Source organism: Acidobacteriota bacterium (assembly GCA_016208495.1).
Classification (GTDB): Bacteria; Acidobacteriota; Blastocatellia; order Chloracidobacteriales; family Chloracidobacteriaceae; genus JACQXX01.
Genome location: JACQXX010000118.1, coordinates 93,031 through 107,828 on the forward strand (window position 1 = coordinate 93,031; position 14,798 = coordinate 107,828).

General features: G+C 51.7%; 15 protein-coding genes. 10 read left to right on the forward strand and 5 right to left on the reverse strand.

The window, feature by feature from the left end:
- Positions 1–9 precede the first annotated feature (9 nt).
- From HY774_24990 to HY774_25035, 10 genes are all read left to right on the forward strand, one after another.
- On the forward strand, positions 10–765 hold the full coding sequence (locus HY774_24990; GenBank protein MBI4751752.1) for a glucose 1-dehydrogenase: 756 nt from the start codon (positions 10–12) through the stop codon (positions 763–765).
- Between the two features lie 93 nt (positions 766–858).
- Positions 859–1,125, forward strand: a complete 267-nt coding sequence (locus HY774_24995) for a hypothetical protein (GenBank protein MBI4751753.1) — start codon at positions 859–861, stop codon at positions 1,123–1,125.
- 38 nt (positions 1,126–1,163) lie between these two features.
- Positions 1,164–2,477 (forward strand): efflux RND transporter periplasmic adaptor subunit, encoded by a 1,314-nt coding sequence (locus HY774_25000; protein MBI4751754.1) that lies wholly within the window; start codon positions 1,164–1,166, stop codon positions 2,475–2,477.
- Positions 2,478–2,712: 235 nt separating this feature from the next.
- A complete protein-coding gene (locus HY774_25005) occupies positions 2,713–5,871 on the forward strand; it encodes a multidrug efflux RND transporter permease subunit (protein ID MBI4751755.1) in 3,159 nt (1,052 codons plus the stop codon).
- Positions 5,872–5,972: 101 nt separating this feature from the next.
- Positions 5,973–7,412 carry an efflux transporter outer membrane subunit gene (locus tag HY774_25010; protein ID MBI4751756.1) on the forward strand — a complete coding sequence of 480 codons (1,440 nt, stop codon included), beginning with the start codon at positions 5,973–5,975 and terminating at the stop codon, positions 7,410–7,412.
- A gap of 403 nt (positions 7,413–7,815) precedes the next feature.
- Entirely contained in the window at positions 7,816–8,367 is a 552-nt protein-coding gene (locus HY774_25015; GenBank protein MBI4751757.1) for a Uma2 family endonuclease, read from the forward strand.
- 42 nt (positions 8,368–8,409) lie between these two features.
- Complete coding sequence (locus tag HY774_25020) at positions 8,410–8,997, forward strand: Uma2 family endonuclease (protein MBI4751758.1); 588 nt, start codon at positions 8,410–8,412, stop codon at positions 8,995–8,997.
- Entirely contained in the window at positions 8,990–9,325 is a 336-nt protein-coding gene (locus HY774_25025) for a DUF4180 domain-containing protein (GenBank protein MBI4751759.1), read from the forward strand. Before HY774_25020 ends, HY774_25025 begins: the two co-directional genes overlap by 8 nt.
- A gap of 353 nt (positions 9,326–9,678) precedes the next feature.
- Complete coding sequence (locus tag HY774_25030) at positions 9,679–10,008, forward strand: winged helix-turn-helix transcriptional regulator (GenBank protein MBI4751760.1); 330 nt, start codon at positions 9,679–9,681, stop codon at positions 10,006–10,008.
- A 28-nt stretch (positions 10,009–10,036) separates the two neighbouring features.
- On the forward strand, positions 10,037–10,528 hold the full coding sequence (locus tag HY774_25035) for an SRPBCC family protein (GenBank protein ID MBI4751761.1): 492 nt from the start codon (positions 10,037–10,039) through the stop codon (positions 10,526–10,528).
- Between the two features lie 64 nt (positions 10,529–10,592).
- On the opposite strand, the gene HY774_25040 is transcribed toward HY774_25035, so the two are convergent.
- The 5 genes from HY774_25040 to HY774_25060 all read right to left on the reverse strand — a co-directional run bounded on the left by HY774_25040 (position 10,593) and on the right by HY774_25060 (position 14,590).
- Positions 10,593–11,537 carry an NAD-dependent epimerase/dehydratase family protein gene (locus HY774_25040; protein ID MBI4751762.1) on the reverse strand — a complete coding sequence of 315 codons (945 nt, stop codon included), beginning with the start codon at positions 11,535–11,537 and terminating at the stop codon, positions 10,593–10,595.
- Between the two features lie 245 nt (positions 11,538–11,782).
- Positions 11,783–12,580, reverse strand: a complete 798-nt coding sequence (locus tag HY774_25045; GenBank protein MBI4751763.1) for an SDR family oxidoreductase — start codon at positions 12,578–12,580, stop codon at positions 11,783–11,785.
- Between the two features lie 164 nt (positions 12,581–12,744).
- Positions 12,745–13,347 (reverse strand): hypothetical protein, encoded by a 603-nt coding sequence (locus tag HY774_25050; protein MBI4751764.1) that lies wholly within the window; start codon positions 13,345–13,347, stop codon positions 12,745–12,747.
- A gap of 287 nt (positions 13,348–13,634) precedes the next feature.
- Positions 13,635–13,964, reverse strand: coding sequence for a zinc-ribbon domain-containing protein (locus tag HY774_25055; protein MBI4751765.1), 330 nt, complete (start codon positions 13,962–13,964; stop codon positions 13,635–13,637).
- Positions 13,965–14,014: 50 nt separating this feature from the next.
- A complete protein-coding gene (locus tag HY774_25060; GenBank protein MBI4751766.1) occupies positions 14,015–14,590 on the reverse strand; it encodes a hypothetical protein in 576 nt (191 codons plus the stop codon).
- Between the last annotated feature and the right edge of the window lie 208 nt (positions 14,591–14,798).

Sequence of the window (14,798 nt, forward strand, 5' to 3'; positions counted from 1 at the left end):
GAGAACATCATGAGTACGAATAGTAAAAAACTGGCCGGTAAAGTTGCGGTTGTCACGGGCGCTTCAAAAGGAATCGGCGCCGCTATCGCCATTCATCTGGCCGACGAAGGCACGGCGGTTGTGGTCAATTATGCTTCCAGTAAGGAAGGCGCCGAACGCGTTGTCAATGAGATCGTTTCGCGTGGCGGAAAAGCCATTGCCGTGCAGGCGAATGTTGCGAAAAAGAGCGATATTGAACATTTATTTGCTGAAACGAATGAAACCTTTGGAACACTCGATATTTTGATCAACAACGCTGGAATCTATGAGATGTGGCCACTTGAAGCCATTACCGAAGACCACTTTCACCGCCAGTTTGATTTGAATGTCCTCGGACTGTTGCTGACAACCCAGGAAGCCGTCAAACATTTTTCACCAGCCGGTGGCAGCATCGTCAATATCAGTTCCATCGTAAGCACGTGGTCTCCGGCCAATGCCGCGGTGTATAGCGCCACCAAAGCCGCGGTGGATGCCATTACCCGGTCGCTGAGCAAGGAATTGGCGCCACGAAACATTCGGGTCAATTCGATCAATCCCGCGCTGGTTGAAACCGAAGGTGTACAAACCGCAGGCGCGCTCGAACACCTGAAACAGTTTGTCTCAATTACCCCGCTCGGTCGTATCGGCCAGCCACAAGATATTGCTCCGGCGGCTGTTTTCCTGGCTTCGTCGGATTCATCCTGGATGACTGGCGAAACCATCTACATCACCGGCGGTCTTCGCTGAGGTGGTGACTCTGGACCCGAAGACAGAATGACAAGGAGACACGGAGACCTGGGAACAAGGAAAACCAGGAACAGAGAATAGGTGAGAACGACCATGACACTGAGAATCCAAAGATCAACCGAGGCCGATTGGGTCGTTTTCACCTTGAGCGGGCGAATCAGCCCCGAATACATTGAAGCATTACAATCCCTTTTTGACCTCGAAGTTACCGCCGGATTTATCCTTGATTTGATTGAGGTCAAACTCGTGGATCGTGACGCCATCAAAGTTCTGGCCAGTTGGGAAGCAAACGGGGTCCGGTTGCGGAATTGTCCACCCTTTATCCGCGAATGGATTGCCCGCGAACGGGCATGTTCCTGAACTCTCACCACCCAATCTCAGGCACGCCGAAAACAAGAATGGAGAATGTAATGAAACTACAATTGAAACATAAACTTGTCGTTGGCACCTCCATCGGAATTGTATGCCTGGTGGTGCTGGTGGCCTCGCGGTATTCAAACCAGAAGTCCCCCACGATGGCGATGCCTGTTCCCGAAGTTGAAGTGGTAACGGTGGTGCAAGAAGATATTCCGATTTATAACGAATGGATCGGCACGCTCGACGGAATGGTCAATGCCGAAATCAGGGCCCAGGTGAGCGGGTATCTTCTTATCCAGCACTATGCCGAAGGATCCTTTGTCAAAAAAGGTCAGTGTTTGTTTGAGATTGACCCCCGACCGTTCCAGGTGGCGCTCGACCAGGCCAAAGCCCGGCAGGCCGAAGCTGAGGCCCAATTTGCGCAGGCCAACGGCGCGCTGTTGCAGTCAAAAGCCCAACTGGCGTCAGCCGAGGCCAACCAGGTGCGAGCCCAGCTCGACGTAGACCGGTTTACCCCGCTGGCAAAGGAGAAAGCCGTTACCGACCAGGAACTTGACCACGCGGTTCAGGCCAACCTGGCTGCCAAAGCACAGGTTGCCGCCGCCGAATCAGGGGTGGAAACGGCCAAAGCCACCATCGTCGCCACTCAGGCCATGATTGAAGCCGCCAAAGCCGCGGTGGCTTCAGCCGAACTCAATTTGAGCTTCACCAAAATCACTTCGCCGGTTGATGGCGTGGCCGGAATTGCCCAGGCGCAGGTTGGGAATCTGGTCAATGCCGGTGCCAGCAACTTGACGACGGTTTCCACCCTGGATCCGATTAAAGTCTATTTTACGGTCACTGAGCAGGAGTACCTGAACCACGTTCGAAACACGCCAAACCAGACCGAACGTCAGGCCAAGGAGCAGGAACTCAAACTGGAACTGATTTTGGCTGATGGCAGCGTGTATCCAAAACCCGGCAAGTTTTATGTGGCTGACCGTCAGGTCAACACCCAAACCGGGACGATTCGACTGGCCGGATTATTTCCGAATGCAGACAATGTGCTGCGCCCCGGTCAATATGGACGCGTTCGCGCCATGACGGAAATGAAACCAGGGGCTTTGCTGGTACCTCAGCGCGCCGTGACTGAATTACAAGGCAAGTACCAGGTTGCGGTCGTCGGCAAGGACAATCGGGTGAGCATCCGCCCAGTCAAAGTTGGGGAACGAATCGGCTCTCAATGGATTGTTGAAGATGGTCTGCAACCCGGTGAACTGGTTGTGGTTGAAGGTACCCAGAAAATCCGTCCCGACGTGGTCGTCAATCCCAGGCCGTTTGTCGTCGCATCATCCACATCAACCACAGGGCAATAAGTACCTTACCGAAAATTTCCAGATATTTTAACCACGAAACACACGAACTACACGAAAAGAATCAAACACTTACCCAATCCAATATCTCAGGAAACTTATGACAAGGTACTTAATACCATTTAGGGTTCAGGGTTTAGGGTTCAGGGTTCAGGGAAATACAATTTTTTCAGTGGTTTAGCTTCTCCGTAACACAAGGGTTGCATTGCAAAATGGTACAAGAGAGGAGTTCCGCATGATTTCCGACTTTTTTATTCGCCGCCCAATCGTGGCAATGGTGATTTCCATTCTGATTGTAATTGGCGGTCTGATTGCCATGCAGCGACTTCCGCTGGCGCAATTGCCCGAGATTGTACCGCCGCAGATCATTGTTTCGACGAATTACACGGGGGCTGACGCTCTGACCATTGAGCAATCAATCTCAACGCCGCTGGAACAGCAAATGAATGGTGTGGACAACATGCTCTATATGCAGTCCACCAACGCCAACGACGGCACGGAGCAATTAACCGTCACGTTCGACGTCGAGACCGACGTGAACATTGACCAGGTCAATGTTCAGAATCGGATTGCCCAGGCTCAGCCGAATCTTCCGTCTGACGTTGTCCAGTACGGCATTACCACCCGTAAGTCAACGGGATTGCCGATGCTCATTATTTCGCTCTTTTCACCGAACGGGTCCTACGATTCGCTCTTTCTGGCCAACTACGCCAACATCAACATCAATGACGTCTTGTATCGGATACCGGGTGTTGGGGAGGTGAGGCTGTTCGGCGCCAGCGATTACGCCATGCGAATCTGGGTCAAACCCGACGTGCTTTCCAATCTTGGATTGTCAGTTCCCGATTTGACCAATGCCGTTCGGCAACAAAGTAATGTCAATCCTTCGGGTCAGCTTGGCGGCCAACCGGCACCTGAAGGTGTGGAAAAAACCTACACCGTGCGCGCCCAGGGACGCCTCCAAACCCCCGAGGAATTCGGCCAGATTGTCGTTCGCGCCAATCCGGACGGCTCGGTCGTGCGCTTGAAAGATGTAGCCAGGATTGAACTTGGGGCGCTCAACTATCAACAGCGCACCCGAACCAACGGCCAGCCAAGCGCCATCATTGCGGTCTTTCAGTCGCCCGGTTCCAACGCGCTGGAGGTGGCGGACGGCGTCAAAAAGACGATAGAAGACTTGAAAACCCGCTTTCCCGCCGGGCTCGATTACGCAGTGGCGCTCGATACCACGCTGCCGGTCACCGAAGGTATCCGCGAGATTATCAAAACACTTTTCGAAGCCATGGTTCTGGTTATTATCGTGGTCTTTTTGTTCCTGCAAAACTGGCGGGCCACGGTCATTCCGATGATAGCCGTACCGGTGTCGCTGATCGGGACATTTGCCTTTTTTCCGTTGCTCGGGTTTTCAATCAACACACTGTCGCTCTTTGCGTTTGTGCTGGCCATTGGCCTGGTGGTGGATGACGCCATTGTGGTGGTTGAAGCCGTCGAACACCACATCGAACATGGACTTTCGCCCCGCGAGGCCACCATCCAGGCGATGAAAGAAGTCTCGGGCCCGGTGATTGGGATTGCACTGATTTTGTCGTCGGTGTTTCTGCCGGTGGCATTTATGGGTGGAATCCAGGGCCGGCTGAACAATCAATTTGCCGTGACCATTGCCATTTCAGTGCTGATTTCAGCCTTTAACGCCCTGACGCTTTCTCCAGCTCTGGCGGCGATGCTGCTCAGGCCGAGAACCGAATCGAACAGCGTTCTGGCACGATTTTTCAGGGGGTTTAACCACTGGTTTACCAGGGCCACCAACCGCTATGTTGGCTGGAGTCAGGCACTGATTCGCAAAGCCGTGATTGCCATGCTGGTGCTTGGGGCGTTTGCCGTGGCGGATGGTCTGATTGGACGGCGACTGCCAACCGGATTTTTGCCCGAGGAAGATTACGGATACGCCTTGCTCAACGTCCAGCTTCCTCCGGCGGCTTCGCTGGAACGCACCGACGCCGTGTTGAAAAAAATCGAAGGAATTTTAAGCAAAACAAAGGGCGTCCAGTATTACAGCACCATTGGCGGGTTTAGCCTGTTGACCCGAACTTCGGCCAGTTACCAGGGATTCTTTTTCGTTGGGTTTACCCCCTGGCACGAGCGAACTGAAAAAGGACTCGATGCCCGGTCGCTGGTCAATCAAACAAATGTCGCGCTTGCCACCCAGGTGCCCGAAGCCGTGGCCTTTGCCTTTATGCCACCTTCGATTCCGGGACTTGGGAACGGCGGCGGGTTTTCATTATGGCTTCAGGATCGGAGCAGTGGTTCGGTCGAATCTCTGGATCAAAACGTGCAAAAATTTATTGCCGCCTGTCGCAAACGTCCGGAACTGGTCGGAGTTGTTTCATTATTTACGGCATCGGTGCCGCAAATGTACGCCGATGTGGACCGTGACAAAGCCTTAAAACAGGGCGTCGCCGTGGCGGAGGTCTATCAAACCCTGCAAGCCTATTTGGGCGGCCTGTACCTGAACCAGTTTAACCGGTTTGGTCGTCAATGGCGGGTATTTCTTCAGGCCGAAGGCGAAGAACGCCAAACGGACAAGGACATCCGCAATTATTATGTCCGCAATAAAGAGGGGCAGATGGTCCCGCTTTCGGCGCTGGTCACCATCCGTCGAATGAGTGGCCCGGAATTTACCAACCGGTTCAATCTCTACCGTTCGGCGCAAATCCTGGGCGGAGCCGCACCGGGATACAGTTCTGGTCAGGCACTGGCGGCGCTTGAAGAAGTCGCCAAAGAAACCCTGCCACCGGAAATGGGCTATGAATGGGCCGACCTTTCATACCAGGAAAAGAAGGCTTCGGGAGCCGCGGGTGTTGCCTTTGGACTGTCACTTGTCTTTGTGTTCCTGATTCTGGCGGCGCTGTATGAAAGCTGGTCGCTGCCGTTTTCGGTGCTGCTGACCGTGCCGATTGCGGTTTTGGGCGCCTTCGGAGGGTTGCTGCTACGCGGCTATGATCTGGGTGTGTATGCCCAAATCGGGCTGATTGTGCTCATCGGGCTGGCTGCCAAAAACGCCATTCTGATTGTGGAATTCGCCAAACTTGAACTGGAAAAAGGCCGTGATTTGGTTGATGCCGCCCTCGAAGGCGCTCGCCTCCGACTGCGACCCATTTTGATGACGTCGTTTGCCTTCATTTTAGGATGTTTCCCGTTGTGGGCGGCGACTGGTTCGGGTGCGGCTGGCCGGAGAATCCTCGGCACGGTGGTTATCGTCGGAATGCTCGCCGCCACTATCATTGCCATCTTTTTCATTCCAGTGGCTTTTTATGTTGTGGAGCGATTGACTGGAAACCATAAAGAACCCGAAGTGGAAAGCCTTCCGCTGGAACCTGCTCCTGAAACTGGAGATTGAGACCGTTTTGCAACGAAGCCCCTGGATTGTGATAAGGCTAACCTATTGAGAATATTGCATTTCACTGAACCCTGAACCCTGAACCCTGAACCCTCAATGGTATGAGACACCAGGAAAGGATCAACGTTGTGAAAAACCGATTCGTGCTCGCCTTGCTTGTGACCAGCCTGCTGTCTGGATGTACGCTGGGCCCAAAATACATTCGACCTGAAGTGGTTTCGCCTCCAGTTTTTCGAGGAGACACCATGCCGGCGACGGCCAATGATGCGACTTCGCTGGCCGATCTCAAATGGTTCGAAGTGTTTAAAGACGATCAGTTGCAAGGGCTGATTCGGACGGCGCTGGTTGAAAATTACGACCTTCGGGATGCCGTGGCGCGGGTGGATGCCGCACGGGCCAATCTTGGGATCACACGGGCCGATCAGATTCCGAACCTTGCGGTTGGCGCCAATCTGACGACCCAGAACAATTCCCGAAACGGCGGTATTCCATTTCCCAGCGGAGTGAGCCGGGAACGAACGTTCGGCAGCGTCGCCGTCAACCTGCTGTCATTTGAACTGGATATTTGGGGACGGTTGCGACGTTCGACCGAAGCCGCCCGGGCCAGTCTGCTTGCGGCGGAAGAGAATCGAAAAGCTGTCATTACAACTTTGGTCGGAGACGTCAGTTCCTCGTATTTTGTGCTTCTGGAACTGGATACCGAACTCGAAATTGCCAGACGGACGCTGCTTTCACGGCAAGATTCATTGCGTTTGATCAAGTTGCGTGAACAGGGCGGCGTGGCGACCATGCTTGATGTGCGTCAGGCCGAGCAACTGGTCTACACGACGACCCAGGCGATTGCGGATCTGGAGCGGCAAATCGAACAAACCGAAAACCGAATCAGTCTTCTGATTGGCAAACCGCCCGCCGAAGTCAAACGAGGCCGCAGCCTGATCGCACAGGAAGCGCCACCAGTTGTGCCGTCGGGATTGCCGTCTTCGCTGCTTGAACGGCGTCCGGACATCCGCGCCGCTGAACAGAATTTGATTGCCGCCAACGCCATCATCGGCGTTGCCAAAGCCGCCTATTTCCCGCGAATCAGTTTAACCGGCAGCATCGGAGGCCAAAGCAACCAGCTTGATACCTTGTTGAGCGGTCCAAGCCGAACCTGGAACTTTATTCCGCAGTTGACCCAGCCATTGTTTGCCGGAGGCCGCATCAAATCAAATGTCAAACTTTCAGAAGCGCAACGTCAACGGGCGGTCATCGAATATGAACGAACCATCCAAACCGCGTTTCGGGAAGTATCGGATGCCCTGGTCCAGCAACGCAAAGTACGGGAAATCCGTGAACAACGGGAATTGCTGGTCACGACGCTCCGCGACCGTTCCCGGCTGGCCTATTTACGGTATCGAGGCGGCGTGGATACCCAACTCAACGCTTTAGACGCTGACCGTGACCTGTTCAACGCGGAACTCAGCCTGGCACAAACTCGACGAGACGAATTACTGGCCCTGGTTCAGCTCTACAAAGCCCTCGGCGGCGGCTGGCAACAGTGAGAGAAAATGCAGAATGAAGAATTGAGAATTGAGAATGAAGAATGAAAAGCAGTAACGATGGTAAAGTATTGTTGTCTAATGAAATAAATTGACTTTTACCACGGAGTCCGCATCCTTGATTGGGTGTCCTTTTCAACCGGTTGGTTGAGGAAGGATACCCATTTTTTTCTTGGAGGTGTTATCATCCGAATCATCAATTCAAGGGACCTGACTCCAACGGAGAGAAAAGAATATGAACAAGGTTGACACAGAAATGAATGATGAACTAAAGCCGGAATATGACGTGCGGAGCTTGCGGGTCCGAAAGCCTGGTCCAGGGCGTCAGAATTTTAGCGGATCCGTAGTCCGGCTTGAACCTGATGAGGCTTCAGCCATCAGGAATGACAGCTTGTGAGGTAATGGTATGACTACAAAAGCAAGAGCTACGATTGATGATCTCTATAAAGTCGCTGAAAACGCGAAAGCCGAAATTGTGAATGGAGAAATTATTCTGATGAGTCCAACTGGAGCAAGACCAGGCCGCGCCAGCTTTAACATTGCTTCGAGTTTGCGCCGGAACGAACGACCCGGCAGCCCAGGATATGCCTTTGGTGATAACGTGGGATTTGTCGTCAGTCTCCCCAATCGGGAATCCTTCAGTCCAGATGCAGCGTGGTATGTTGGAAATATCGAGAGCATGCGGTTTCTTGAAGGCGCTCCGGTTTTTGCGGCTGAAGTCAGAAGTGAAAATGACTATGGCCCAACTGCGGAGAAACTGATGGCTGAGAAACGTGCCGACTATTTTGCCGCTGGAACACTCGTGGTATGGGATGTGGATTTGCTCAGTGAAGACGTTGTCAAAGTCTATCGGGCAAGCGAGCCAGAAACACCAACTGTTTATCGGCATGGTGAACTCGCTGAAGCCGAACCCGCTGTACCTGGATGGAGCATGGCGGTTGATGATCTGTTTACATAATCTTCTATGGATTTTGGATGGGCAAATCAGGCTCATTTTCTTATGTCAACCCAACGCCAACCCACATACACCCCTGAAGAATATCTCAACCTGGAGCGGGCTGCCGCTTACAAAAGTGAGTTTGTGAACGGCGAGATTTTTGCCATGGCTGGCGCCAGCCCCCAACATGTTTTGATTGTCTCCAATCTGGTTCGCGAACTGGGCGTTGCCCTCAGAGAAGGACCGTGTCTGGTCTTCTCGACAGATTTAAAAGTCCGGGTGCGTTCTGAAGGCCCCTATTTTTATCCAGATGTGGTCGTCGTGTGCGAAGAACCTCGATTTGTAGGGCCGTACGGCGACACGCTTGAAAACCCACAACTCCTGATCGAAGTCTTATCTCCAATAACTCAGGACTATGATCGGGGCGGGAAATTTGAACAGTATCGAGCGATTTCCAGCTTCGTCGAATATTTGCTGGTAGCTCAGGATCGAATTCATATCGAACACCACGTTCGAGAAGCCGATGGCGCCTGGCGAATGACCGAAACCAATGATGTCAAGGGTCAGGTTACATTACGTCTGGTGCCGATAACCCTCGTGGTTCGTGAAATTTACGCTCGGATTATGGTTGATGGTAAAAACAATGAATGAAAATCACAAAATCATAGTCGCATCCGACTCAGGTATTGCCATCCGAACGTTCGGTGATATTTCCGACGCGCTGAGTGCCAGTTTTGGTTCCGCTGGGCTTATTCTCACCGAGGCTGATTTAGCCCCTGAATTTTTCGACCTCCGAAGCGGGCTGGCAGGCGAGTTGTTTCAGAAGTTTACCAACTACCGGTTGCGGCTGGCGCTGGTTGTCCCAGAACCGGAAGTCTATGGCGAGCGATTCAGCGAACTGGCCTACGAACACCGGTCCCACACCATGATTCGATTTGTTCCGACCCAAGAAGAGGCACAAACCTGGTTGAATTCGTGAGCGCGACCACTCCCGAATGGAAAGGACAGGCTGGTGTGGATTAATGGGGCACGGAGACATGGCATAAGCGCCAGGATAAGAATAGCCGTGTCCTTTCCGTTGGCATTAAACGCCGTTCTGGTAGGGCTGGATCCCGTCCTGGCCAGACACCGTGGGCTTCGCACCACGGCTATTACACAACGACCCTGCGGGCCTGAAATCCTTATCCTGGCGCTTATGCGGAGACATGGGGAACAAAGAGACATTCTTGCAAAAACCCCGAACTCCGAACCCTAAAAAAAATACCCTTGACGAATTGAATATTACTAGCGTATATTACCTGTAGGTTATTTAACCATCTGGCTATGCTTATGATGACACATTCGCTTGACACCACATTTGCGGCACTGGCTGATCCGACGCGGCGGGCAATCCTGGCTCGTCTGGCGCAAGGGGAGGCAACTGTGATGGAACTGGCGGAGCCGTTTGCCATGACCCAGCCGGCTATCTCCAAGCATCTCAAGGTGTTGGAAAAAGCTGGCCTGATTTCCCGAGGCCGGGATGCCCAACGGCGTCCCTGTCGGATCGAACCTGAAGCACTCAGTGAAGCCATGACCTGGCTCGAAGAGTACCGCCAGATATGGGAAGCCAATTATGAGCGGCTTGACGCCCTGCTCGATGAATTGAAAAAAATTCAACCGTGACAAACAAACAGAAACAAGGAGACGACCCGTGAAAAATACACTTCAAATTACAACACCCAGTGACCGTGAAATTGTGATAACCCGCGCGTTTGACGCTCCACGGCACCTGGTTTTCGATTGTTTTACCAAACCCGAATTGCTCAAACGCTGGATGACCGGGCCCGATGGCTGGACCTTTGCCGTTTGTGAAATTGACCTCAAGGTTGGTGGCAAATTTCGCTATGTCTGGCGTCAAACTGACGGAACCGAAATGGGGATGGGTGGTGAATTCCGGGAAATTGTGGTGCCGGAACGCATTGTCAACACCGAACAGTTTGACCAGGACTGGACTGGTGGCGAAACCCTGGGGACGCTGGTACTTACCGAACAAAACGGCAAAACAATCACCATGAATACGGTGCTCTATTCATCTCAAATCGCCCGCGATGGCGCGCTCAAGTCAGGAATGGAAGACGGCCTGACTGCCGGATATGACCGACTTGACGATCTTCTGGGTTCACCGCTGGCTGCCCAGGCGTAATTGTGTCCAACGGGCTGAGGGTTGAAGAATTTGGGCCTGTTTCCAGGGCAGTTCCCAAAAAACTTCAACGTACGGCTGCCAGTGATTTCTGCACTCCTTCGTTATACGGGGTTTTGGTAATTCCACCCAGCAGTTGCTGGAGCGCGGAATCATTCACGATCAACGGGTGGGTCATCAGGTAGTTCATCTCCACCAGTTCACGCATAAAAGGATCAAAGAGTCCCATCAACTTGAGCATCGTTTTACCAGCAACGATATACCGGGGGCGTCCTCCATATGCCATTTGCGCCAGTTCAAGTTGAGTTGTGACACCTGCGCCGCCTAGATTCCACGCTCGACCAAAGGCGGCGGGTGTATCCAGGAGTTTAACGACGACCGGGCCGACATCCGGGACAAAAACGAACTCGTGCGGAAGATCAACTGGACCAATCAGTTTGGCTTTTCGGTTTTGTTTTACTGCCATAAACAAATCGGTGAGCAAGCTTCGTTCAACGCCGGGGCCGTAAAAATCCGGAAGGCGCAAAACCGAGGTTTTTATCTGGCCGGTGGTATGCGCCTGCAGGACAATGTCTTCCTGTTCTTTGCGCTTATGGCCTTTGAATGTATGCGGTTCTCGGGGGTGATCTTCGGCGATGCGCTCCATTTGGGGTTCACCAAAAACATAGAGCGTACCGATGAGCAGCAGGCGATCAACTTTTTCTGCAATGGCTGCTTCCATCACGCGGCGCATCAAGATCGGGTGGAGGTGAAAATCCGTGTAAGGAACTCCAACCGCGTAGACAAGTGCGGTCACACCTTTGAACGCTTCGCGGATTGAGGCTTCATTTTCAGGATCCCAGGTCGCAACTTCGGCCAGGGGATGATCCCGGAAGACTTCTTCTATTCCCCGTTGCGACCGGCCAATCACCCGGTATGGGCGGCCTTGCTGATCCAGGGCCGCAGCCACACTTTTTCCAATTGCTCCAGTCGCGCCAACGAGTGCGACAAGCTCCGTTGATTGTTGTGTCATGAGTTCCTCAGTGTACTCTTTCAAAGGCACTGGAAGTTTTAAGGCTTCAGTTGCCATTGAATCTGTGTGGTGCAGATACTTAAATTGTTGAAAAAATTGACTTTTAAGTTCCTGCCTCCGATGAAATACTGACTTTGAACTCGTATTATTCCATCTTTACCCGGATGATTCCACCGTTCGCACAAATTGTTTGACGTTTCATCTCATCACTTTCCGGTCAAACTTTGGGGTTCCGACCAGAATGATTACAGAAACATCCCGCCGGAAGCTTCCAGTCGCTGTGCATTCACCCAGCGGCCTTCTTCTGAACAGAGGAAGGCAACGACGCCGCCAATGTCGTCTGGGACACCCACCCGGCCCAGGGCAGTCTGCGAAGCCAGAAAATCCTTGACTCCCGCGTGTTCAAAGGCGCTCCGGGTAAAATCAGTTTCAATGGCGCCGGGTGCGACCACATTCACGGCAATGCCGCGCGGGCCTAATTCTTTGGCCAGATACTTGATAAACACCTCAATCGCACCTTTCATTGAGGCATAGGCGGCATAACCGGGAATTGCAAACCGGGTCAGTCCAGTCGAAGTGCAGATGATGCGTCCTCCATTAGCCAGAACTGGCAGCAACGTTTGAGTCAGGAAGTAGACGCCTTTGAAGTGAACGTTCATCAGTTCATCGAACGCGGCTTCAGTGGTTTGATCAATCGCGGATTTTCGATCAATCCCGGCATTGTTGATCAGAAAGTCAAAGCTCGTGCGCTGCCAGTTGGTTTCTAATGCCTGAACGAGCGCCTGGTGGAATGCTTCAAACTGGCTCACATCACCAACTTCCAGCCGAAGCGCCACTGCTTTTTGTCCAAGGGCTTCGATTTCCGCAACAACGGCGGCGGCCTCTTCTTGCTGGCTGCGATAAGTCAGAATCACATCATTGCCTTTTCGGGCAAGGTGGAGGGCGATATTGCGGCCCAATCCCCGGCTCCCACCCGTCACAAGGGCAATTTTGCTGGTGGGTTTGATTTGGGGTTGTTCATTTTGATTTGCGGTCGTGGTCATCGGTTTTCTCCTGTTGGAATGGTCCAATTCGTGTAAATTGCCTGGGCGATTTGTCCCTGGCACGCCAATAATCTAAAGGAATTGAATCCAACTGGGGTAACCAGAACCTGCCTGATTCTTGCCTGATCCTGCATTTGTGGTTTGGGAGTCCCCGTACCTTGTTTCTACTGACCTTCGCGCGACCAGTTTGGAACAGACCAATAATCGTAGGGAAGGTTACGGTAAGGATTGGTAATCGAGAATTGTTCATCAATCTTTTGAACCAGTGCTTCCGTCAGTTCCGGATCAATTTTGAAAGCCCAGGCTCTGACAGCCTCCAAAAAACCGATCAAATCGCGATGAATCTGCCCAACTTGAAGGTTGAGTTCATCGCCCTGAAAATCAATAAAATACTGCTTGACATCATCCGGCAGCACTTCAAGTTCGCGGAGCCCTTCTGGTAACCCTGACCAGACACGATATCCCGAGGGGGTTTGCTCGACGCCAGGGTTAGGGTCGTGACCAAGCCACGGCCCATCGCCGCCCTCCGTGACAAATCTCAGCCATTCCCACCAGCCTTCAAGCCCACAACAACAACCCGGATTGATCACCCGGCCATTTTCATCATCAACCGCCCGGAGTCCTCCACACAGTATCAACCCGTCTGCATCAATGATTTCTTGAAAAGCCTGTTTGGCATCAGTTTTCTGATATGGTTCTCGGCTTCGGAGCAAGCAGGCTATGACAAATCCAATATCCTCATCCGACATTGCCGGATGAACCCGCATATTATCTGGCCACAGGCATTTGGTTTGAGGCCAGGGAAATTCACTAATCCCCCCGGATTTTGTGGGTTGGCAAACCCTATATCGAAAACAAAGGACTTAGCTAACCTACATTTTTGTGGGTGACAAATAATACAGCTCAAAACAGGCTATTTTTCGGACTTTTTGCTTCATTTTGAGCATACCCCACAAAATCCGGGGGGATTAGGAAATTCATCGAGTTCGTAGGTACCTTCAACAACTACTTCAAGTTTGGGCATAGCTTTCCTGGTTGGTGTTAACGGCTAAAGTCACAGAATCGAAATGATAAGCATTGAAATTGTAATAGCCCCAAACGCTCCCCCAATTAAGATCAATAAACCATATTGATCCATAAATGGAATAGGGGATCTGCCCAATTTAGATTCAACACTTTGAGCATCGTGTACCCAACCATTATTGCACCTTCGGCATACCAAAGAATACTTCTTGGTAAGTGCAATCCTGAAAATAAAATAGAGGTGAAAATATTCATAGTCTGCCAGCAAATCAAAGTCTTTAAAGGCAAGACATGTTGGGCAATAAAGGGTATGAGAAATGTTACAATCAATGGATTTTTTCCCGGCTCCAAAAATAATCATATTTCCTCACAAGGCGTGGGTTCATTTTCCAGAGAACCTTGACCAGACAGTTAGCGCTTGAGGTCTCGAAAATCCCCCACGACATCAATCCAAAACAAACGGGGTTTGCCGTTCTCTAGTTGGAAATGAACTACAAACTGGTTTTTCGCGGTTTCAACCACAAAGAAAGGCTCTTCGATATCAAATGAAATGGTGGCCCAATAATAACTAAGTTCATCAGCTTTGGCCTTGCGCACAATCCCATCTTTGAGTTCAGGATAAGTTGCCCAGAGGGTTTTCCAAAATGATGCCTGTTCTTGCTCAGTGCGGATAGCTTTGGCTTGTGCAATCAGGGGTTTTTCTGCTGGAATCATCACTACAATCGGTTTGGCGTCTTGCAACGTTTGATTGGCCTGAGATGTAAATGATTTCCAAAGCATCGGGCCACAGCAGAATGCCGGGCCAATAAAAGTTTTTAGAACTGCTTGAGGGGATTTCAAGGCTTTTTCAAGCTCGGCTTTTGCTTCCGCATTTACGGAGTCATGTGCGGGTTTGTAGTTGATGCCCTTTGGGATTTGTTGGGCGCTGATAGAACAGGAAAGTGGCACCAGAAACATCAGGTTCAACAGAATAACGTGTAGTCTCATTTTTTCCTCAGGTAATGATGGACAGGTAAATTCTGTCCGAGGTGGCATAACCAAATGCGAGTGCAACGTATAATGCTCCCCGAAAATCGGACAGGGAAATAAGTTAATTCCGCTGAGGGGAAAAGGAGGAACAGATGAGTACGACGCGAAAAATTCATAGTGCGGAATTCAAAGCGAAGGTGGCATTGGAAGCCATCCGAGGATACAA

Bases quoted from the DNA above. Each gene is read 5' to 3' on its own strand.
- HY774_24990 (MBI4751752.1), top strand. From the start codon at position 10: ATGAGTACGAATAGTAAAAAACTGGCCGGTAAAGTTGCGGTTGTCACG.
- HY774_24995 (MBI4751753.1), top strand. From the start codon at position 859: ATGACACTGAGAATCCAAAGATCAACCGAGGCCGATTGGGTCGTTTTC.
- HY774_25000 (MBI4751754.1), top strand. From the start codon at position 1,164: ATGGAGAATGTAATGAAACTACAATTGAAACATAAACTTGTCGTTGGC.
- HY774_25010 (MBI4751756.1), top strand. From the start codon at position 5,973: ATGAGACACCAGGAAAGGATCAACGTTGTGAAAAACCGATTCGTGCTC.
- HY774_25015 (MBI4751757.1), top strand. From the start codon at position 7,816: ATGACTACAAAAGCAAGAGCTACGATTGATGATCTCTATAAAGTCGCT.
- HY774_25020 (MBI4751758.1), top strand. From the start codon at position 8,410: ATGTCAACCCAACGCCAACCCACATACACCCCTGAAGAATATCTCAAC.
- HY774_25025 (MBI4751759.1), top strand. From the start codon at position 8,990: ATGAATGAAAATCACAAAATCATAGTCGCATCCGACTCAGGTATTGCC.
- HY774_25030 (MBI4751760.1), top strand. From the start codon at position 9,679: ATGACACATTCGCTTGACACCACATTTGCGGCACTGGCTGATCCGACG.
- HY774_25040 (MBI4751762.1), bottom strand. From the start codon at position 11,537: ATGACACAACAATCAACGGAGCTTGTCGCACTCGTTGGCGCGACTGGA.
- HY774_25045 (MBI4751763.1), bottom strand. From the start codon at position 12,580: ATGACCACGACCGCAAATCAAAATGAACAACCCCAAATCAAACCCACC.
- HY774_25050 (MBI4751764.1), bottom strand. From the start codon at position 13,347: ATGCGGGTTCATCCGGCAATGTCGGATGAGGATATTGGATTTGTCATA.
- HY774_25055 (MBI4751765.1), bottom strand. From the start codon at position 13,964: ATGATTATTTTTGGAGCCGGGAAAAAATCCATTGATTGTAACATTTCT.
- HY774_25060 (MBI4751766.1), bottom strand. From the start codon at position 14,590: ATGAGACTACACGTTATTCTGTTGAACCTGATGTTTCTGGTGCCACTT.